The 22,312-nt window shown below is 40.9% G+C and carries 10 protein-coding genes; 8 read left to right on the forward strand and 2 right to left on the reverse strand.

Features of this window, described 5'->3' with window-relative positions:
* Positions 1–155: 155 nt before the first annotated feature.
* Positions 156–941, forward strand: coding sequence for a DNA alkylation repair protein (locus tag RGE70_RS08315; protein ID WP_310471009.1), 786 nt, complete (start codon positions 156–158; stop codon positions 939–941).
* Positions 942–998: 57 nt separating this feature from the next.
* Here the strand turns inward: RGE70_RS08315 and RGE70_RS08320 are convergent, their stop codons facing one another.
* Entirely contained in the window at positions 999–2,609 is a 1,611-nt protein-coding gene (locus RGE70_RS08320; RefSeq protein ID WP_310471010.1) for an ABC-F family ATPase, read from the reverse strand.
* Positions 2,610–2,921: 312 nt separating this feature from the next.
* Between RGE70_RS08320 and RGE70_RS08325 the strand changes: the two genes are divergently transcribed.
* The gene (locus RGE70_RS08325; RefSeq protein WP_310471011.1) at positions 2,922–3,422 is read left to right on the forward strand and encodes a VF530 family protein; all 501 of its coding nucleotides are present in this window, start codon (positions 2,922–2,924) and stop codon (positions 3,420–3,422) included.
* A 453-nt stretch (positions 3,423–3,875) separates the two neighbouring features.
* Here the strand turns inward: RGE70_RS08325 and RGE70_RS08330 are convergent, their stop codons facing one another.
* Complete coding sequence (locus tag RGE70_RS08330) at positions 3,876–5,366, reverse strand: BCCT family transporter (RefSeq protein ID WP_310471012.1); 1,491 nt, start codon at positions 5,364–5,366, stop codon at positions 3,876–3,878.
* 621 nt (positions 5,367–5,987) lie between these two features.
* Here RGE70_RS08330 and RGE70_RS08335 point away from each other — a divergent pair.
* The 6 genes from RGE70_RS08335 (at position 5,988) to RGE70_RS08360 (ending at position 22,311) form a co-directional block, all read left to right on the forward strand.
* Positions 5,988–15,233: a tandem-95 repeat protein gene (locus tag RGE70_RS08335; protein WP_310471013.1), complete on the forward strand. Its 9,246-nt coding sequence runs from the start codon at positions 5,988–5,990 to the stop codon at positions 15,231–15,233.
* A gap of 193 nt (positions 15,234–15,426) precedes the next feature.
* Complete coding sequence (locus RGE70_RS08340) at positions 15,427–15,750, forward strand: hypothetical protein (protein WP_310471014.1); 324 nt, start codon at positions 15,427–15,429, stop codon at positions 15,748–15,750.
* Positions 15,751–15,790: 40 nt separating this feature from the next.
* Positions 15,791–17,140 carry an HlyD family type I secretion periplasmic adaptor subunit gene (locus RGE70_RS08345; RefSeq protein ID WP_310471015.1) on the forward strand — a complete coding sequence of 450 codons (1,350 nt, stop codon included), beginning with the start codon at positions 15,791–15,793 and terminating at the stop codon, positions 17,138–17,140.
* A 2-nt stretch (positions 17,141–17,142) separates the two neighbouring features.
* Positions 17,143–19,368 carry an ATP-binding response regulator gene (locus RGE70_RS08350; RefSeq protein WP_310471016.1) on the forward strand — a complete coding sequence of 742 codons (2,226 nt, stop codon included), beginning with the start codon at positions 17,143–17,145 and terminating at the stop codon, positions 19,366–19,368.
* Positions 19,368–20,744, forward strand: a complete 1,377-nt coding sequence (locus RGE70_RS08355; RefSeq protein ID WP_310471017.1) for a TolC family protein — start codon at positions 19,368–19,370, stop codon at positions 20,742–20,744. Before RGE70_RS08350 ends, RGE70_RS08355 begins: the two co-directional genes overlap by 1 nt.
* Positions 20,731–22,311: an ABC transporter transmembrane domain-containing protein gene (locus tag RGE70_RS08360; RefSeq protein WP_375087916.1), complete on the forward strand. Its 1,581-nt coding sequence runs from the start codon at positions 20,731–20,733 to the stop codon at positions 22,309–22,311. The genes RGE70_RS08355 and RGE70_RS08360 overlap by 14 nt, the downstream gene beginning before the upstream one ends.
* Position 22,312 lies beyond the last annotated feature (1 nt).

The raw sequence follows: 22,312 nt of genomic DNA on the forward strand, positions 1-22,312 counted from the left end.
CTATTCAGCTTAAAACCTGTTTGTGATTAATTATTTAGCCCATCAATGGATGGGCTTTTTATTGCCAACTATTTGTTCGCTTAAAATGTATTTTGCAATGTGTTCTAATATCGAAATTGCACTGCGTTAAGCTGACCCACAAAGTTGAGACTATCATGTACACCGAAACTTTAAATCAACAACTTGAAAAGCCTAACCAAAATAATACGGCTTATTTAAAACAGTTAAGGCAATCTTTAACTGCATGTAGCAGTGCTGAAACCGCGCTTTCAATGACGCGATTTTTTAACCATGAGGTCAACTTTATCGGTGTGAAAGCGGCTGATATAAAACAAGTGATCCATGAATTTCAACAGCAACATGTTGAACTGAGCGCTGAAGGTTACCTTAGTTTAACTGAGTATATATTAACGCAGGCCCATTATACCGAAGAGGTATTATTGGCATTTGGGTTGATCAATAAGTTTGTAAAGCGTCACTTTAGCGATGACTTACTATTAAGGTTTGAGTTTTGGCTCGAGCATTACGCCACAAATTGGTCTCATGTGGACGACTTATGTATTAAAACCTTGTACCAGTTTATGCTTGCAAGGCCGCATTTAATTGAAAATACGCAACACTGGGCATTATCGAATAGCCCTTGGTGTCGCCGTGCCAGCTGTGTGGCATGGGTTAAATTTGTTAAGCGGAAAATAGGGCGGTCGGTGTATCGGTTAGATCTGGCTTTGATTTTAAACCATTGCGATGGATTACTTAATGACCCCGATCCTTTTGTGCAGAAAAGTGTTGGCTGGTTACTTAAAGTCACCAGCGTTGAGCATGAGGCTGAAGTGATTGCCTATTTAAAAGCGAATAGGACGAACATGCAACGCAGCACCGTGCGATACGCGATTGAAAAGCTAACGCCCGCAGTGCGTAAAAGTTTGTTGGCTTATGGCTAAAAACACAAAAGCCACTTGATGACTCAAATGGCTTTCAGTGTATAACCGGTTAGCTGTTTATTTTTGTTGCGCGGCTTCAGCTTCTGCTTGGCTAGACATGTACTCGTTAAATGAGCCATGGAAGGTAATTAACTCTTTGTCTTTTACATCAATAATATGAGTCGCCAGCGATGAGACAAACTCTCTGTCGTGGCTTACAAAAATCAATGTTCCTTCAAAGTCTTTAAGCGCATTGTTTAATGCTTCAATTGCTTCCATATCCATGTGGTTGGTTGGTTCGTCCATAATGAGAACGTTAACGTCCATCATCATTAACTTACCAAATAATAAACGGTTCTTTTCACCACCAGAACAGTTACGTGCTTTCTTGTTAGCGTCATCTTCTGTAAACAGTAAACGGCCTAACATGCCACGAACCGAAAGGTCGTTGTGTCGTGGTGTACGCCATTGCGACATCCAATCAAATAGCGTTAAATCGTTGTCAAAGTCTGCAGTGCTGTCTTGTGGACAGTAGCCAATTGCAGCATTTTCAGACCATTTAATCACACCTGAGCTGTGGGTTAGGTCGTTGACTAAACAGCGAAGTAGGGTTGTTTTACCCACACCGTTCTCACCGATAACAGCAAGTTTGGCACCCGCTTCAAGAATAAGGTTGCCACCTTGGAATAACGTATTGCCGTCAAAACCATGGCTTAACTCTTCCAGAACTAGGGCTTGGCGATGCATTTTTTTGCTTTCGTCAAAGCGTAGTGATGGGGTCATACGGCTTGATGATTTAACTTCATCAAGGGTGATCTTGTCTAACTTCTTGGCGCGTGAAGCTGCTTGCTTAGCTTTTGATGCGTTAGCGCCAAAACGGTTAACAAAGTCTTGTAACTCAGCCATTTCTGCACTTTTCTTGGCGTTACCTGCAAGTAGCTGCTCTTGAATTAAGCCTGCCGCCTGTAAGTAGTACTCATAGTTACCTGGGTAAATACGTAGTTCGCCGTAATCGATATCAGCCATATGGGTGCAGACAGTGTTCAAGAAATGTCTATCATGCGAAATGATGATCATGGTGCATTTACGTTTGTTTAGCTCGCCTGCTAACCAGTTAATGGTATGAATGTCCAAGTTGTTGGTTGGTTCATCGAGTAACAAGATATCAGGATTTGAGAATAACGCTTGTGCTAGTAGCACACGTAGTTTTTTGCCCGGTGCAACTTGGCTCATTAGGCCGAAGTGATACTCTTCATCAATACCGGCTTCGAGTAAGATCTCACCCGCGCGACTTTCGGCACTATAACCGTCCATTTCAGCAAACTCGCTTTCAAGCTCGCCTACTTTCATACCATCTTCTTCGCTCATTTCAGGCAAAGAATAAATGCGTTCTCGTTCTTGTTTTACTTCCCACAGTTTAGGATCACCTTGAATCACAGCATCAACAACACTGTACTGTTCAAAAGCAAATTGATCTTGGCTTAGCGTACCGACTTTTTGACCTGGGGTAATTGAGACATTGCCAGCGGTTGGCGCAAGCTCACCACTTAGGATTTTCATAAAAGTTGACTTACCACAGCCATTAGCACCGATTAAACCATAACGGTTACCGTTGCCAAATTTAGCGGAAATGTTTTCAAACAATGGCTCAGGGCCGAACTGCATGGTGATGTTTGCGGTAGAGATCAATGGAATATCCTGAAAGGTTAATTATGCGAAGCTAAGCAGAAAACACTCCCCAATTTGAGCAAGCGTTTGCGTAGGTAAAACAGCCGCGGATTATACAGACTTAGGCGCTCATATGTCGAGCAACCAAGCAATTAAAAGTCATTTATTATCATCTTGAGGCTGATTTTTACATTTATTCAGCCGCGATAGGGATTTGAGCGGGTGATATCAGGCTTTTCTTGTTATTATTAAGCTAATATTTTGACGATGATAGTGGTCTTGTTAGGTTACTAACGAGTTTGTACATTTACATCAGTGATTTTTGGACGCCCCATGATTGAACACCAACAGAACAACCCATTACACGGCCTTAACCTTGAAACCATGGTGACAGAGCTTGTCGATTTTTATGATTGGAAAATACTCTATGCTGCGATTCGCTTAGAATGTTTTAATACTAATCCTAACATGCCAGCTTGCCTCAAGTTTCTTAAAAAGACTGAGTGGGCGCGAGAGCGAGTAGAAAGCTTTTATCTATATCGTTTTAAGCGCATGCCTAAAGGTAGTGAAGCGCAATTTGCCCTTAAGCCGCGTGAACGTGGGTTCGCCGATGGAATCGTACCGCGTAAACCACAAGAGTTAACTATTGAGTTAATTGAAGAGATGCGCGCTAAGGCAACAGCGGATTACGAAGCAATGAAGCAAAATAAAGGCAGCCGTCCACGTTACGGTAAAGATAAGCCTAGAGCTCAAGACGCTTACGCACAGAACCGTCGTAAAAGTAGTAACCGCCCAGCACCATCACAAGATCCTGCCAACCCTTGGGGTAAGTAGTTCGGTTTTAGCTGTTGTAGTTGATAGAGGTTCAAATTGTATTTGAACCTCTATAGGCCTCGGTAAAGTTGACTATGTAGAGCTGCCTACACAAATATTTATTCTTCAATATCATCCTTAAAGTACACTCCTCTAGCGCTAGCCCACAAGCTTGTTAGTTGTCATACCAATATTGTTAGCTCGTTAATTAATCGATATATAATCAATAGTTAACATATATTTTAAGTGATATAACTTTGCCGACAGCTTTTTGAGTTAATGGACAGTTTACCGCTATTGCGAAAACTAGCTATAAATGCGGGTTATCAAATATGAGCTCGACTTAATTGCTCTGGTATTATTAATTGAGTGAGGTTGAACTGCTCTGATTAATGGTAGTTGTTGAAAGTATGCCGAGCATCGGCAGATCACAAGTACAAGCGTAAAGTCGAACTCGTGATCTGCACAACTGATTTATTTGGTGCCTACAAACTTAAACATATCACGGCACATGGCAATTACCTGTGCGATAAGTACCAGTGTAAACGGCACTGCGCCAGCAATAGCGACATGCTTATTTAAGTCGACGTCATTGATATAGAGCAGCGACATCGATAGCGCAACAATTAAAGTTGCCCAGAGTATTTTGTTGGTTTTATTACTATTACCGCCGAGCATGCAGCACACTAATAGTGCGGAATCTGCACTGGTAATGATAAAAGTGATTAGCAAAATAATAGCGGTAACCGAAAATATTTGCGTCATGGGTAAATGATCAAAAAAGCGGAATAAACCTTGAGTGTAATCGTGATTAACAGCAGTAACGATATCATCGGCGAAGGGAAGGCTCAGCGCTGCGCCACCAAAAGCACTAAACCAAATAATTGAAGCAATTGTAGGTACCAAAATTACACACAGCAAGAACTGACGAATGCTGCGCCCTTTACTGATCCTCGCAATAAAAGGCCCAACAAAAGGAGCCCATGCAACCCACCAAACCAGGTAAATTACGCTCCAGTCGATGCTCCACTGTCTAGACTGTTCTGATAGGCTGAAAGAAACTTGCGGTAAAATGGTGACATAACTCGTTACTGATGACATGACCGTATTGAGGGTACTAACTGGATCTACGAGCAAAATGACGATAGTCATTAGTACTAACATTAGCAGTGTATTAAACTGACTTAACCACTTAATGCCACGATGCAAACCAAGTAAAGATGAACCAGTAAACAGCACCGCAATTAATAATATAAGGCCATACCTGAGTGAAATCGAGCCAATTTCTGCCGAGATAGTTTGTTGAAGGCCTGTTTGTACCAGTGCAATGGTGTTAGCAAATGTACTAGCCACGCCAAATACAATCGCAATGATCGCCAGCCAATCTAACAATCTAAATGGACTACTTTTTTGTGCGGTAAAACTTGATGATATTTGCAATGAGCGACCGCGATTAAAGCTGAACCATGCGATAGCCAGCCCAGCTAAGGCATAAATGCTCCAAGCGTGAAACCCCCAGTGAAAATAAGTTAATCCGAGAGCCTTGTTTAAAGCATCTGTTGAGTCAGCAGCAGTAAGTGGCAAGTTTGAAAAATGAAATACAGGTTCTGCTATTCCCCAAAAAATCAGGCCTGAACCCATTCCGGCGGTAAATAACATTGCCAACCAACTTAATAAACTAAACTCGGGTTTGGCATGTTGGCCGCCAAGCACTAATTTTCCGATAGGGCTAATAATAATCAATGCTGAGATAAGTACCATTGCGGTAGAAAATAAAATAAAGCCTAAGCCAAATGTATTGATGGCGTATTGAGTAAAGTCGGCAATGAGGTTGACGCTGTATGTCGGAAAGAGCATTAACACAATCATTAATGCAGCGATAATAAAAATACCTTTAAAATTATTGGTTTTGTTGACGGGGTTGATATCGTCCAGCATCGTTGAAGGCTCTAAGTTAAATGACAAATATTATGCTCAATCTTATCGGAACTCGGTCAAAACCACATGGTTGAGGTAATGATATTGATCGGAAAAATTGATAATCAGTGTGATTGATTTTTGCTTTTGTGCAGCTTGTCTATAACTGCAGCAAAAAAACGCGTGGAACAAAAAAGTTGAGTACGGCAATTGGCCCTATGTTTGCCACTGCTATGTGTGATTATGGCTGTTACAGTTGATTCAAAACTGCATCACCTTGGCATTTGATGTCTAAAACCTCTGCAAAAAATTAAATCTTGGACTAGCCTAAATATGACATTTATACACGGTTATAGCTGTATGTTTTGCAATGTGGAACAGCTAAGTGCTTATTGATTTTCTTTTAATTGGTAGCTGTTTCTATTAGCTAAAACCTATTGCATGGCTTTATTGATTTAGGTCAAAAAAAGCATGTTTATGGCGGAATTAACGCACATCCTAGACTAACGTTTAAATGACTAATCGCCTTTTAATTTAAAGGTATATTAATGTTGAACGTTCCATAAACATTAATAAATTTCGATTGGACTAGCGTTCAAACTCATAGATTTGAATGTACCTAGTCTGTTGCTATGGAAAGCCAATACTTAATTATCGATGGATCTTATTATGTCAAATGATAACCAAACAAGTAACTCTGAAAAAAATGAATTAAATGAAGCTGTTGAACAAGTTAATACAAAAGACTCAGACACTTCGTCATCACAGGCAAATAATAACCAGTCAACGGTGAGTAATACGGTCGCCACCTCGTCCTCCTCAATGGATAGCCAAGCAGCAGAAGAGCGATTAACCCCAAGTGATGCAAACGCTTCAGACGACTCTGCTGATGTTGAAGATAGCAGTGCAGATCAAGCAGAACAGTCATCTGCCGCTGCGCCCGCAGCAGCGGAGACTGAGTCATCAAATAACGAAAAGTCGATGGCCGACAACAAAGATGAGCAACCAAGCGATCCTGAAGCAAAAGAAGCTAACAGCGAAAGCACTTCACAAGATGTGTCTTCTGGCTCGCAAAGTGTTGATGAAGAAAGCTCATCTGAACCACAAGCTGAAGCCAAAACCACGACAAATGATGCACAAGACAACCCAAATAGTAATAGTGATGTCACAGGTGGCGCCGAAACAACCGAGCCAAGTACTGCCACCAATAGTGAAGATTTTGGTGTGAATGTAACAACAGATAATAATGCCGATGGCGTAATAGATGCAGACGACTTGGCGCTTTCTGATACCGCTACTGATTCGATGAGTTTTAATGTTGATGTCACAGGGGTCAACGATGCACCAGAGGCCGAGCACACTGAGCTTAGTGGCAAAGAAGACAACACCATTGTGATCACCCAGGCCGATTTATTGGCTAATGCCAGCGATGTCGAGGGTGATAAGCTCGTTGCCAGTGGGCTTAAAATTGACCCAAGTTTTGGTGATGTGGTTGATAATGGCGACGGCACGTTTACCTTTAGCCCGACGGCTGACTACAACGGCGATGTGCCATTCGCGTTCTCGGTTAGCGATGGCGAAGCCAGTACTGTTGCCCACGGTAATATTGATATTGCCGCAGTGAATGACCTACCGGTCTTTACCGAAGCAACTTTTACTGTTAACGAAGACAATAGCATCATTATCAACAGCGAAGAATTGCTTGGTAATGCAAAAGATGTAGACGGTGATTTACTGTCAATTGACTCTATTTCAGCGGCTGATAACAACGGCACAGTCACGCAAAACGAAAATGGTGACTGGGTGTTTACCCCAAGCGAGCATTTCAGTGGTGATGCGCAGCTAAGTGTGGTGATTAACGATGGTACCGCTACCGCGACATTTGCATCAGTAGTTGAAGTTGATGGCGTTGCTGATACCCCTTCGTTAAGTGTGTCGCTAAATCAAATCACCCTGTCTGAATACAATGACAACGGCAGCATTTTAAGCGATTGGTCTACTGACAACGCCAGTGGCGGAATTGAAATCAACCCTGACTATGTTTACGGTGTTGGCGATAACCGCGGCAAAGTATTGGAACTGGAAAAAGATCGCGGTGACGAGTCAAACATCTATCAAAACCTCGACATAGCTGCCGGTGATACAGTGACGCTAACCTTTGATATTTCAGCGCGGGCGGGTCGAGCGGGTGAAGACTCACAAGTTGATGTGTATTTTGAAGGCGTGCTAATTGACTCAATTCAGCCCGATGTTGGCTGGGAAAGTTACAGCTATACCTTTACTGCAACCACCGACAATCCAAGGCTCGAATTAGACTCACCTTCGGACAACAGCCTCGGTGCCGTGCTCGATGTGATCCAGGTTACAGAGCCGCAAACGCTGCTTGAAGATACAGTGATTGACTTAAATATTGCGACATCACTGGTTGATACTGATGGCTCTGAGTCAATGCAGTCATTAATGGTTGGAGAGATCCCAGCAGGAGCCATCATTAGCGATGGCACGCAGCAGTTTGTAGCCACTACCGACAATGATTCAGTTGATGTGCTCGGCTGGGATTTAAGCCAGCTGACTATTACGCCAGCAGAAGACTTTTATGGTGAGATCCCACTTGAAGTAACCGCAACAAGCGTAGAAGACGCCAATGGTGATACAGCTTCTACCACAGAAGTGTTAACGCTGGATGTGGCCAATGTTAACGATGCGGTCGTCATCGATAACGACAGTCCATTACAGTTTGACGCAACCGAAGACACCCAATTTACCATTACCGAAGCGGCATTACTGAGTAATGCTAGCGATATCGATAGCGATCAATTAATAGTTACCAACCTGAGTATTCCTAATGCAACGTACGTCAGCGTTATTGACCCCGAAAGCGGCGATAAGTCATTTGTAATCACTTTAGATGATGACTTTAACGGCGACATTGAGATGGACTTTAATGTGTCAGACCAAGACGGCAGTGTGGTGGAGTCGGGCGCCATCGTTAATGTTGCAGCGGTTAATGATGCTGCCGTGGCGCCTGATCTTGCCTTCAGTATGAGTGAAGATGGAATCATTGTGATCACTGACGAGCAGTTACTTGCTGGTGCCACTGATGTCGACGGTGACAGCCTATCGATTGCCAATGTGACATACACTGGCAAAGATGGTGTATTAACTGATAATGAAGACGGAACTTATAGCTTTGCCCCTAATGCCAACTTTAATGGTGAAATGCAATTGCAGTTTGGTGTCGATGACGGCGTTGCTGTAACTGCTGCAAATATTGATATTACAGTCGACGCTGTAAACGATGCGCCTGAGGCTGAGCATACTGAGCTTAGTGGCAAAGAAGACAACACCATTGTGATCACCCAGGCCGATTTATTGGCTAATGCCAGCGATGTCGAGGGTGATAAGCTCGTTGCCAGTGGGCTTAAAATTGACCCAAGTTTTGGTGATGTGGTTGATAATGGCGACGGCACGTTTACCTTTAGCCCGACGGCTGACTACAACGGCGATGTGCCATTCGCGTTCTCGGTTAGCGATGGCGAAGCCAGTACTGTTGCCCACGGTAATATTGATATTGCCGCAGTGAATGACCTACCGGTCTTTACCGAAGCAACTTTTACTGTTAACGAAGACAACAGCATCATTATCAACAGCGAAGAATTGCTTGGTAATGCAAAAGATGTAGACGGTGATTTACTGTCAATAGACTCTATTTCAGCGGCTGATAACAACGGCACAGTCACGCAAAACGAAAATGGTGACTGGGTGTTTACCCCAAGCGAGCATTTCAGTGGTGATGCGCAGTTAAGTGTGGTGATTAACGATGGTACCGCTACCGCGACATTTGCATCAGTAGTTGAAGTTGATGGCGTTGCTGATACCCCTTCGTTAAGTGTGTCGCTAAATCAAATCACCCTGTCTGAATACAATGACAACGGCAGCATTTTAAGCGATTGGTCTACTGACAACGCCAGTGGCGGAATTGAAACAAACCCAGACTATGTTTACGGTGTTGGTGATAACCGCGGCAAAGTATTGGAACTTGAAAAAGATCGCGGTGACGAGTCAAACATCTATCAAAACCTCGACATAGCTGCCGGTGATACAGTGACGCTAACCTTTGATATTTCAGCGCGGGCGGGTCTAGCAGGTGAAGACTCACAAGTTGATGTGTATTTTGAAGGCGTGCTAATTGACTCAATTCAGCCCGATGTTGGCTGGGAAAGTTACAGCTATACCTTTACTGCAACCACCGACAATCCAAGGCTCGAATTAGACTCACCTTCGGACAACAGCCTCGGTGCCGTGCTCGATGTGATCCAGGTTACAGAGCCGCAAACGCTGCTTGAAGATACAGTGATTGACTTAAATATTGCGACATCACTGGTTGATACTGATGGCTCTGAGTCAATGCAGTCATTAATGGTTGGAGAGATCCCAGCAGGAGCCATCATTAGCGATGGCACGCAGCAGTTTGTAGCCACTACCGACAATGATTCAGTTGATGTGCTCGGCTGGGATTTAAGCCTGCTGACTATTACGCCAGCAGAAGACTTTTATGGTGAGATCCCACTTGAAGTAACCGCAATAAGCGTAGAAGACGCCAATGGTGATACAGCTTCTACCACAGAAGTGTTAACGCTGGATGTGGCCAATGTTAACGATGCGGTCGTCATCGATAACGACAGTCCATTACAGTTTGACGCAACCGAAGACACCCAATTTACCATTACTGAAGCGGCATTACTGAGTAATGCCAGCGATATCGATAGCGATCAATTAATAGTTACCAACCTGAGTATTCCTAATGCAACGTACGTCAGCGTTATTGACCCCGAAAGCGGCGATAAGTCATTTGTAATCACTTTAGATGATGACTTTAACGGCGACATTGAGATGGACTTTAATGTGTCAGACCAAGACGGCAGTGTGGTGGAATCTGGGGCTATAGTCAGTGTTGCAGCGGTTAATGATGCTCCGGTTGCTGGAGATGATTGGTATATTCAAGGAGAAGAAGACCAAACCGTAGGTGTGAGCCTGCGTGAAGAACCCATGGTTCGCCTAGACGAGCAACCCGACTTTGGTATTGTACAAGCTAATATTGATGATGCTTGGGTAACATTGACGGTAGGCCAAGAATTTGCAGCTAACAGCGAGGTGCGTTTTGTTGCCGACGAGTCTGCGGTTACCGATTCGACACATACTAGCCTCATCGGTACTTTTGATGATAAAGCCAGTTTAGATGATTGGGGTAATGAAGTTGACTCACATACCCGAGAGTTCACTGATGGCGATTTAGTGATCACTACCGAAAGCACAGGTGGACCACTAGGTGCATGGAACGGTAACACCCACATTGGCCATGGTATTGGCGACGACGATGACAATGGCCTAAGTGGCAATGAGCAACTAGTTGTTTACGTTGAAGGGCAAGATATTAATGAAATTAGCTTTGAGCTTGATGGCGTAGGAGGCTGGTTTGTTGAGGGGAGCAATCATTTTACCGAGATTGAGATCCGCGCGTTTGATATTGATGGCAATTTAATTGATTCACAAACTTACTCTAAACCCGACAATAGTAGTTTTGAACATTCTTACACGCTAACCACAGATGTGCCCGTGGCGCGGTTTGAGCTAGGCACAATTGAAGGTAATGGCTCTTATGTGGTGCAAAATATGTCTGTTTCGCAAACGCAGCCAGACAATGTTGTCTTTACCTCTATTGCTGTTGATGGCGCTGAAGTTACTGAAACAATTGATTTAAACATTCATGCTGGTGAACAAAATATAGATTTGTCGACCGTTATGCCTGGCTTTAGCAGTATTGAAGAGGGCGGCGTTGGTTTTGCCCCAATTATTATTACCGAAGCTCAGTTATTGGCTCAAGCATCTGATATTGACAGTGAAAACTTAGACATTACTAATTTGGCATTAAATGATGACAATGCGACCTTAACTGATAATGGTGATGGTACCTGGACTGTCACACCGGATGAAAATTTTGCTGGTGAAATTGATTTAACTTATCAAGTTTCTGATGGTGAATTAACTGACACCAATACTATTCACATTGATTTTGCCGCAGTAAATGACGCCCCTGAAACGTCAGGCCCTGCAATACTCGACACCTTAGAAGATAATACGGTGCATTTTACCGATGAAGACCTGCTGCAAAATGCATCAGACATCGAAGGAGACAGTTTAACCATTCAAGATCTTACCTACAGTGGTAATGACGGTTCGTTGATCTTTAATGATGACGGCAGTTATAGCTTTGTCCCTAATGATGATTTTAATGGTCAAGTTGAGTTAAGTTACGCGGTTAGCGACGGCCAATTAGTAACCGCAAGTGAACTTTATTTAACCGTGACTCCTGTAAACGATGCAGCCAAGGTTGAACCGGTTAATTTTGCGATTCAAGAAGATGAAACCTTACTCTTTACCGAGGCTCAATTACTCGCTAAAGCGACCGATGTTGATGGCGATGACCTCAGTGTCTCCAGTGTATTTTACAGTGGTGAACAAGGCGAGCTAATTAACAATGGTAACGGTACTTACAGCTTTGTTCCGAATGAGAATTTCAGTGGCAATATTGATGTTGCTTTCAGTGTGTTTGATGGTACAGAAGAAACTGCCCAAAGTATCGCAGTGACAATTGAGGCGGTAGCAGATTCGCCTGATTTAGTTGTTACAACAGCCGATGGCGCCGTGGTAACCGATGATGCAATTGTGGTTGAGCCCGGTTCAACCACGCTGCTAAATATTGATGCCAATTTAGTCGATATAGACCTATCGGAAACATTAACGGTTGAGGTTGGAGGCTTACCTGAAGGTTCCGTGCTTAATTATGACGGTGAAGACTTGCTTAATGACCAAAGTAGCGGGATTGTCAGCTACGAAGATACTGACATAACGGTTACTTTCCAAGGTGAAGGAGCTGGATACCAAAATACAGCGGGTTATTACACTGTTGATGAAAATGGCACTATTACCGGTGTTCAAATTGGCTTTGAAAATGCGTCGCAAGTGGGCTCGGGTGGAGATTTAGTGCCAGGCGAATCCTCATTTACTTTTGATGTATCACAAGGTGAGAGTTTTAACTTATTTGTCATTCCAAATGGGTTTAGACAAAACGATTTTGACGATCTTCAAGAGGGTACATATGAGTTTCGTGATGCTGACGGCAGCATTGCCACTATCGACTCTATTGACCCACAGTTAGTGCATATTAGTGAAGACGGTAGCGAAACCGTGATCCAAAGTCAGTTTGGCGATGCCATATTCCATGCCGGTACCAACAATAATCTTAACGAAGATGGCGTGGCGCATACTAAAACTGAATTAAATGATGCCGGAGAGATTGTATACGGTGTAGAAGATATCTTTGGTGGCGGCGATGAAGACTTTGACGACTTCACCTTTACTGTTGATATCGGTGAGACAAACAGCCAGATCTATCAAGGCGAGATAGTCATTGATGAAACCGGCAGCGCGATTATTCCGACCATTGCGTTAGAGCAAGAGCTTGCCGTGACTTTCCCTGATGATTATACCGGTTCGACGGCATTGGCAATAACTGCTACTGCAACGGAATTGGCTAATGATGATCAATCAAGTACGGTTCAAGTCGTTAACTTTGTTGTTGACCATGCACCAGAATCAACAGCAATAGATGCAAGCATCAACGAAGATGGCACAATCACGCTAACCCAAGAAGCATTGCTTGCTAATGCTACAGACTTAGATGGTGATGACTTAGTTGCGCTTAATGTTGCGACTGACGACCCCAATGTGAAGGTTGTCGATAACCAAGATGGTACCTATACCGTCACTCCAGCAGCGGACTTTAATGGCGAAGTAGCCTTGAGTTTCGATGTTAGTGATGGTGATCAAACTGTCACCACAGCACTTAATCTCACTGTAGATGCAGTTAATGACTTACCAACGGCGCCAACAATTAACCTTAGCGGCACTGAAGACGTCAGCATTACTATTGACCCTGACTATATATTGTCTCAGGCAACCGATGTCGAAGGCGATAAATTGACGTTAGATAATCTTGCAGTCAAACAGCCTGCAAATGCTTCTTTAACTCAAAATCAAGATGGAACCTATAGCTTAATTACTCCTGAAAACTTTAATGGATTGGTGCAACTCAGTTACCTTATTTCAGATGAGTCTGGCGAAGGGGTTCCAGGCGAGTTGGCAATGGACATCATTCCAGTTGATGATTCTCCATTCCAAAATGGCAATGCCCATTTAACCATCGAAGAGGATGGAGACGTCACCTTTAATGAAGCTGATTTACTGGCATTATTTGGTGATGTCGATAGTTCATTAACCATTATGAAAGTGCATACTGCCGATGGTGAAGAAGCCGATGGTAGCCTAACAGATAACGGTAATGGTACTTGGACCTTCACCCCTACCGCTGACTTTGCAGGTACCGCCGACCTACAAGTGATAGCGAGTGATGGTAATAGTGAGGCAAGTATCGACTTGCCGGTATATATTCGCCCTGTTGCTGACGGAACGGTTATTACCACCGCCCATGATGGACCATTGGTGTTTGCTGAAGATACAACTGGCCATTTCTCGCTTAATGTAGCCATGCTTGATGCGTCAGAGTCTATGGAAAGCCTAGTTATGACAGGTTATCCAGTAGGGTTTGTTGTTAGTGATGGAACGCATACTGTAACCATCACAGAACAGGGGCAGCAAGTTGATATATCCCAATGGGATCTCAATGATCTATCAATGACACCACCAGAGGACTATAACGGTAACTTCTTTGTGACAGTGACTTCAGTCACCTTAGATGAAGGGGATGAAAGTTCGGTTGAAGATGACAGCCAGCTTCTGACTGATGTGCAACAACCAGAAACCTTTGTTATGAATGATGACGGTAGCGTATTAATTGAAGCTAATGACTTGCTCGAAGCTGAAAGTTTAGATCCAGATACCGTTAGCGTTGACAGCGTAAGCTACTCTGGTGACAAGGGTGTGCTAGTTGATAACGATAACGATACTTGGACGTTCTGGTCAGATCCTATTTATCAAGGGCCTGTAAAAGTCGATTTTTACGCCAGTAATGACACCGAATATTCGGTAGATTTAGAGATAAAAGCGGTTAATGACAAATCATCATCGACCAGTAAAGTATCTGAGCCTAAAGATGAATCTGGAGTGACAATTGTTACCGTAGAAGAGTTACTGGCTAATGTAGATGGCATTGAAGGTGATAACTTGACGGTATCGAATGTGCAATCTGATAGTGCCACTGTAATCGATACCAATGACGGCAGTTATCGCATTGAGCAAGAAGGCGAAGCACAAGACACGGTCGATTTAACCTATAACGTTAGTAATGGGGAAGACACCGTCGATGGGGCGCTCACTGTCAATACCAACGCCGACTCAACTGAGTATGACTATACAGCTGCGCCAGGTGGCAGCGTCAATGTGTCAATTCCAACAGAAATTAGTGATAACAGTGACGTAGACCATTTGGTTGTATCTGGTTTACCTGAAGGCGTATCTCCTGAGTCTGCAATTGAGCAAGGTGAAGACGAGTACTTGATCAGTGGCGACTTATCACAGCCAATCACACTGAATATTGATGACAGCTTTACGGGCGACATCAATATGGACATGAGTGGCGTCAATAGTATGGATCAGCCTATTGATGGTGCTAATGCATCTGTCATTATCGACGTTGACTCAAGCTATGAAATGGACGGCTCAAGTGCGGACTCGCAACCTATGACAACAGGCACCGATGATGGCCAGTCTGGTGACTGGACTCAGTCAGATAACACGGATATGGGTGTTGATGTGATGGACGACAGTGCAAGCTATGACGATAACAACCAAGACGCTGCTGCTGATGACTCATCAACGGAAGTTGACGCAACATAACCAGAGGCATTGACGTAGGTTATATCTCTATAAATATTAAGTTATTTATAGAGATATCTATATTTTAAACTATAGTTATTGTTAGCAATGCTCAAAGTACTCGTAGCTTACAGTCTCTGGGCATCCATAGTTTATAAATTAGGTGTTTCTTAAGTTTTCAAGAGTCATTATTTGGCTTAAACGAGTTTTAAATATGATTAATGTTGAAGCTTTAAACGAAGTTCTAGGTGGCGATACAGACTGTGTAAAAGAGCTAATGGCAATGTACTTAGACATTAACGCAGAAGTTGGCTCAACACTCGATGAACATTATCGGTCACACAATACCGAAGCGCTGTTTCATGCGCTTCATACACTTTCAGGTATGTTGTCCAACCTTTGTGAAGAGGATGCTGTTGCTATCATTAAAGAAGCTGAGATGACAAGCCAAGCTGGCGAGCTTCCCAGTCAGCAGCAAATGGCTGTCATCAAACAACATTTATTAGAGATAGAGGGGCAGGTAAGGCTTTTAGTTTAAAGTTTAATTCATTCACATAACATGGAAGTAATGAGGATAAATGGAAGCTAACAATAAACCTGAACACAACTTTGAAGATATTATCGAAGAGTCGATTAGCAGTACTTACTCTGATAGTTCGAGTGTATTGATTGTTGAAGAAAAGAGTAATAGTACTCATAAAGTGTCTTCAATTGCCTTTATTTTTCTTTTCATTGTATTGATCTGGAGCTCACAGGCAGAATTAGAAATCACCGTCGCGACCCGAGGTGAACTGCTGTTAAATACAGACATTGAGAAAGTCCAACATTTAGAAGGCGGCATTCTCGAGGCATTGTATGTTTCGCCGGGTGATATCGTGTTTAAAGGGCAAAAAATAGCTCTGCTTAGATCAAAAGATAAGGTTAGCGACCTTGCTGTTAACTTATTTGAGATCAATCAACTACAGCTTGAAAAAATCAAATACGCTGCATTAATATCCCAAACCTCACCTGACTTTAGTGATTTTCAAGCTTACCCCAGCAGTATCCTCGTTCAGCAAGAACAGTGGCAAGAAGAGAATGACAAAAACGTCACCAGTGATGAGTTAATGGCTCATGACATAAGTCATAAAACTCAGCTCATTGAGTCGATGAAAAAACGGATCACTTCTTCTAAGCAACAGTTAACTATTGTGCGAAAACAACTCGCTATAAAAGAGCAGCTCTATCAAGAAGAGATGGGAGCCTATACTGAAGTGCTCAATATGCAAGTGCAAGAGATGAACATGTTGAGAGAAATTGAAACGCTCGAAGAGACCGTGCTAAACGAGAGTTTTTTACTATCACGATTAACCAAACAACTCGAAAACACCAAGCACGTAAGGATCAGTGAGTATCGTGATAGCTTAATCGCGGTAGATAAAGAGCTATCAATTAAAGAGCAGATGTTGCCATCTATTTCAGACAAAGTTGACCGATTATTTGTATATTCGCCCGTCGATGGAACTGTCGATAAATTAAGTTTTAATTATTTATCTGCCATCATCCCTCCAGGCGAAAGCATTGCAGATATAACGCCAATGAATGATGCTTTACATGCAGAAATTAAAATTGCAAGAAAGGACATTGGCTTTATTGAAAAAGGTCAACAAGTAAAGTTGAAATTCGATTCATATAATTTTTCAAAATATGGTGTGGTCGATGCAGTTATTACATCAATTTCAAGAGGGTCATATGAAGAAAAAGAGGAAGAGTTTTTTCTAGCCGAATTGACAATCGATAAAAGCCACCTTGAATTAGATGGGGTTAAGTATCAATTGTCTCCTTATATGGAATTTACTGCTGATATTAAAACCGGATCAAGAAAAGTGATTGATTATGCATTAAAACCAATTATGTCTGCACTTGACGAGTCATTTAATGAGCGCTAATTATGAAATTTAAAGATAATGCTGTAACAGTGAATATCGCTTTTATAATCGTATTAGTGTTAACGGTTAGCCAAGCTATTTATACCCTTAATAAATTTTCATCTGGCTATGAAGCTCCTATCTCTGAGACTCAAGTTACATTAATCGATACCTCTAAGAGTATTACCGCTCAGCTTGAAATTTTAAAGTCGACACTCGAACTGTGTACATCGTCAACAAACCAATGTAATAGTGAGCAAGTATTAGTTCAGACTAAGGCGATTTCAAAGAATATTGACATATTTACATCTATTGCTTCGAGTGAAAAACAATTAGTGTCGTTATCAGGAACCTTAAATTTTGACTTCCTCAACTTGTACTTTAATAAGTTCAATGAGCAAAAAAATTATAATGAACTAAGTGATAACATCGAGCGCAGCTTTTCAGAGGTTAAAGATGTGTCATTTATTATTGCTAACAAAGTCACCAGCGGAGTAGAAGCTAGTTCAGAGCTGAGTATGCAAGTTATGCTCATAATTCAATTTATAGTATTAGTGTTATTTATTGCTGGTTGGTATTTGTTGCGTGCAAACATCACTCATTCAGAAAAAGAAAAAAAGAGGTTGTCGCACTCTTTTCATAATATCTTAAATGATGTGAAAGAATTAAATCAAAGCTCACTGAAAGCTCGCTTGTCTAATGTAGATTCAAGTTCTGATGAGAAAAAAATCTACTCAATGTTGTTATTTAGTTTTGAGAAACTAGATAAGCAAATGAGTAAAACGGACTTGTATCAACGCTTGTACAATTTGCTTGGTTACGAAATAAGAGGGATCACTAATACTATTCAAGGTGGTATAAATTTGTTGGTAGACGTCGATAACCAGCAGGAAGTTTCACAAGCAAAAGAGGTGCTTACAGCAACAAGAACGTTAGAAAATTTAGCAGAAAACTTCAACTTGCTATCAACAGTTGAAACTACATCAAACAGTAAGATTGTAGAATTCTATGATTTGATCGATGAGCTGGTGGTGTTGTTATCGACTAAATCTAAGCAGCAAAATAAAACCATCGAATACTATATCGATAACAGTATTCCACTGTCATTTCATGGTCATCACACAGGGTTATTTTGGATGTTGCTTATGCAAATATCCGATACCCTTTCAAGCTCTGATGCTAAAAAAGTGTTATTTACGCTTAGCTGCACGAATGCAACGAAAGTAGAAAAGCTACAGTTGAATATTGATTTATATGTATACGATCAAGACATGTTATCGATTGCGCAGATTGAAAACTTAGATTGGGGGCTCAGGCCAAAAAAAGACATTACCAACCGCTCATTAGTTAAGGCGTTAGTCAGTAATATTAAGAATTATCATGTTATTCAGAAAGATATTGAAGATATCACCCGAGTAAGAATATCATTTGATGTTAACCCAGTTGATTACCAAAATGCCAACAACCAGCTACAGCAAAAAACGCTGCTCATTTGTGGCGCTGCTGGTATGGGAATTGATGTAATTGACCAGGCCTTAGTCGATTCTGGTGCTACAACTCAATTTGCTAGAACTGCAAATGATGTTTTTCATTGCCTTAATGGGCTGTCGCCACAAGACGGCATAATCATAACTAGTACTATGTCAGGCGTTAACTTGAGCTCGTTATGCAAAATTGTTCAAGCAAGGGTGAAAGGAAAACAGATTAAGCTGTTTTTATTTTTGTCAGCGGCAGATAAACATAGTGAAGATTTGTCGGAGTTTGTTGATTATGTTTTCCATCAACCATGTCCGCCTAGTCGATTAATTCCAAACATAATTGATGAATTTAACAACGATAAGTCAGTTGCTGAGCAAGAAGTAACTGAGAAAATATTAATCGTAGAAGATGATAAATTACAACAGTTTATTTTGAAGAAAATTCTAACAGACTTGGGCTTTGACTGTGATACTGCTAATGACGGTAAAGAAGCAATTGAGTCGGTTAAGGATTACGATTATAAAACCATCTTTATGGATTGTATTATGCCCAATGTAGATGGGTTAGAGGCCACAAGTCGGATCAGGCAATATGATGCTGCAAATGATTTACCTGCTAGAGTGATTATAGGTGCAACAGCGTTAACTAGTAATGATGAACATAATAAATGTATCAATGCTGGTATGGATTCTGTTATTCGTAAGCCGTATAAAAAAGATGAAATATTCAGTGCGCTGCGTAAATATTTAGCCATGAATAAGGTGAGCTAATGTATTACATAAAAATACTTGTGTTGGTTATAGTTGCTTTAAATATCTCAGTAGTTAAAAGTGAAGAGCTGACATTACTGATAGATAAAGCATTGAAAAATAATTTTCAGGTGATTAATTCACAATTTGAGCTGATTTCATCAGATTATGATAAGGAAAAGTCGTTATCATATTTTTATCCGACAGTGAATATTCAGGCAAATACGACCTGGACAGAAAATACAACAGATTACCCAAATCCAAGTAATGGTCAGGCATTTGATAATAAATATAATAGTAATGGGTATAGTTTATCTATTTCACAAATCCTGCTTGATTATTCAAAAGTATATGATTATGACTTAAGTAAGTTAGATTTGCAGATAAATGAGTTAAAGCATAATAAAATCCTTAATGATATTATCATCAAGGTTGTTGAAAACTATTTCTCATATTTGAAATTTAAAGCGCAATACAAAGCAACGAAAGCGGAGTTAAATTCATCACACGCCCGATTAGCACAAATTAAACGTAACAATGAACTAGGTAATGTGCCTAAAACGGATGTGTATGAAGCTTATGCAACAAAAGAGCAAAATGCTAGAAAGCTAGCTAGCATTGAAAGTGACATTAACATTGCGCTAATCAATTTAAACTCAACAACTCAGTCGACTATAGTTCCGAGATTTGATGTGCAATTAAATCAAGACTATAATTCGATTGAACCAGTTTTACAAAATGGCCTGAAGAAAAATCTGGTTCATAAAAATTACGACATAATCATAGCTAAGCATAATATGACCAGGGCCGAAAGCACGTTAGATAAATCAAAAGCAGAATTTTATCCTACGCTTTCGGCGTCAGCTAGTTATAACTTCAGTGATAATAATAGCATTGTTGAAACATACGAAGATGATTTTATATATTCTATCAATTTGACTGTACCTATAGCTAGTGGTGGTTCGAGTATTTATGAATATAAGAAAAATAAAAACAAGATAATGCAAAGTTTGTCACTATACCAACAGTCCATTGACGAAGTAGGGCTGAGTTTTGACGAGTTGGTTTTCAATATTAATGACAATGTAACGGCAATTGATTTTTTAAAAGAAATTATATTGTCTAATTATGCGGTATATAAAGGAACTCAAAAAGCTTATCGAATAGGGACCAAAACATTAACAGACCTACTGCTATCTGAGTCAAACTTGTATGACAGTATTCGTGATTTTTATTCTAATCAATATGACTACATTATCAATGTCACAAAATTTGATGCGTTACTGGGGCCGATAGACTTAAACGTTGTTAACACGTTATCTAACAGTATGGTGCCCATAAAAAACTCGTTCGACTTGGAAAGGTTAGACTCGTTAAGTAAGGATGCGCATGAGTAAATTATCCTATCTTCCAAAACTGTCTTTTTCGGAGCTGATTTTTTTAATCACCTCCAGTGTTTTAACAACCATTTTGGGGTTGGTATTACCGTTTGCTATATTAATTATTTTTGACAGGGTGATACCCAATCAATCAGCTTCAACGTTGTACTATCTTTTTGCGATAATATTATTTGCTATTATTTTAGATTACAAAGTTAAGAATATAGAAGAGTCATTGGTGTCAAATGTCGGTAATGTGTTTGAGAGAAAGCTGACTAATCAATTGTTTAAAGCAGTATGTGATGCAAATCCAACACGATTCAAGCACCTTGAGGTAGGGGAGTACTTAGAAAGAATCAATACCATACCCAACCTGAAGTCTTACTTTAGCGGGGATCTGGTCTCGTCGTTTATTAATATTTTTACCTGTGCTGTTACCATTGTTATTTTAAGTATCATTAACATTAATACCGGCATAATTATTGGGGGCGCCTCACTGTTACTGTTTGTTTTTTCTTTTGTTGCGATCAATAAAAAAGTGAGCTTGCTGTCCACTAAATCAACTATAGAAGGAATTACTAATTCAAAAATAATCGAGATTGTCACCTACCCATTGGATATTAAAAGCCGCTCGATGGAATATCGTGTTGAGAATTTAATGAGCAACATGATCAATATTAGAGAGTATTACAATACTGTGTTTGAAAAGCAGGAGTCAGATTACTCGTTGGTATTATCACTTGTGCAGCAGTTAACGCTGACTCTTGTGGTAGTTAATGGCGCGATTAGTGTTATTTCCACCGATATGAGTCAAGGGGTTATGGCAGCGGTGATCTTGTTAACTAACCGCTACTTTGGCCCATATCAACAGGCAATGAAAACAATGGGGCAATGGAAGGTTAATAAAATCTATATAGATCGGCTTAACGATATTTTATTGATGCAAAATACACATGATGTGAAGCCGCTTTTGGCACAAGTAACAAATTCTAACCCAGCTAAAACCTCTGTTGAACCGACTACCCAGACTTGTGTACTGCCTGATCTTATTTTTAGAGGGCGAGATATCAACTTTACGAAAGGGAAAATCACCCTCTTAAAAGGTAAATCCGGCAGTGGTAAGACCGAGTTACTTGAAAGGATCCAGCAACAGTTTTATAGAGACTATGGGACAGACAAGCCAATGGTCAAGGTTGATAAAAACAGTAGTTTTATTGATGGCTCGATTATCGATAACATTACTTGTTTTAAACCCCAACTTCATAAAGCGGCCTATTCTTTATGTGAAGCTTTATCGATTAAGGAAGATATTGACCAATTAAAACAAGGGTTTTATACCGAATTAAACGGTAATGATGCTAACGTTTTTTCTAGACAAGTATCGTTTTTGTTACTAGTGGTAAGGGCTTTGCTTAATAATAAGTTTGTGATTGTTATTGATGACTTTGACCTTGTTTATGACGAGAGGGTAGCAAGGGCTCTATTGGCCTGTTTAAGGCCTCGTACTGGTGCTTACTCTTTCATTATTGTCAGTAATAAAATCGTTAATGTTGATTCTATGATTGAAACTATTACGTTGGATTAAT

This window comes from Shewanella youngdeokensis, from assembly GCF_033180165.1.
Taxonomy (GTDB): domain Bacteria; phylum Pseudomonadota; class Gammaproteobacteria; order Enterobacterales; family Shewanellaceae; genus Shewanella; species Shewanella youngdeokensis.

What these genes read in the sequence shown, in the direction of transcription:
- RGE70_RS08340 (WP_310471014.1), top strand. Translation starts at nt 15,427, where the DNA reads ATGATTAATGTTGAAGCTTTAAACGAAGTTCTAGGTGGCGATACAGAC.
- RGE70_RS08335 (WP_310471013.1), top strand. Translation starts at nt 5,988, where the DNA reads ATGTCAAATGATAACCAAACAAGTAACTCTGAAAAAAATGAATTAAAT.
- RGE70_RS08315 (WP_310471009.1), top strand. Translation starts at nt 156, where the DNA reads ATGTACACCGAAACTTTAAATCAACAACTTGAAAAGCCTAACCAAAAT.
- RGE70_RS08360 (WP_375087916.1), top strand. Translation starts at nt 20,731, where the DNA reads ATGCGCATGAGTAAATTATCCTATCTTCCAAAACTGTCTTTTTCGGAG.
- RGE70_RS08325 (WP_310471011.1), top strand. Translation starts at nt 2,922, where the DNA reads ATGATTGAACACCAACAGAACAACCCATTACACGGCCTTAACCTTGAA.
- RGE70_RS08345 (WP_310471015.1), top strand. Translation starts at nt 15,791, where the DNA reads ATGGAAGCTAACAATAAACCTGAACACAACTTTGAAGATATTATCGAA.
- RGE70_RS08355 (WP_310471017.1), top strand. Translation starts at nt 19,368, where the DNA reads ATGTATTACATAAAAATACTTGTGTTGGTTATAGTTGCTTTAAATATC.
- RGE70_RS08350 (WP_310471016.1), top strand. Translation starts at nt 17,143, where the DNA reads ATGAAATTTAAAGATAATGCTGTAACAGTGAATATCGCTTTTATAATC.